At 38.4% G+C, this 255-nt stretch carries 1 pseudogene; it reads left to right on the plus strand.

Features of this window, described 5'->3' with window-relative positions:
- Positions 1-255: pseudogene (locus LZD48_RS18625) on the plus strand (DDE-type integrase/transposase/recombinase); the annotation flags it as partial.

Raw genomic sequence — 255 nt, forward strand, 5'->3', positions numbered from 1 at the left:
ACAAATGCAAGTAGATTTCGGAGAAATGTTTGTTCCTACTGAATTTGGATCAAGAAAGAAGCTTTACGCAGCTGGATTTGTTCTATCTCATTCACGTTTCAAATATGTAGAGTGGATTGATCGTCCTCTTCGTACCTCGGACTTAATTAGAATGCAGGAGAATGCGTTTCAATATTTTGGAGGTATGACGGAAGAAATTGTGTATGACCAAGACCGTTTATTAGCAGTAAGTGAAAACGCAGGCGATTTAATCCT

The sequence above is a fragment of the Oceanobacillus alkalisoli genome (assembly GCF_021556485.1).
In the GTDB taxonomy this organism is placed as follows: domain Bacteria; phylum Bacillota; class Bacilli; order Bacillales; family Amphibacillaceae; genus Oceanobacillus; species Oceanobacillus alkalisoli.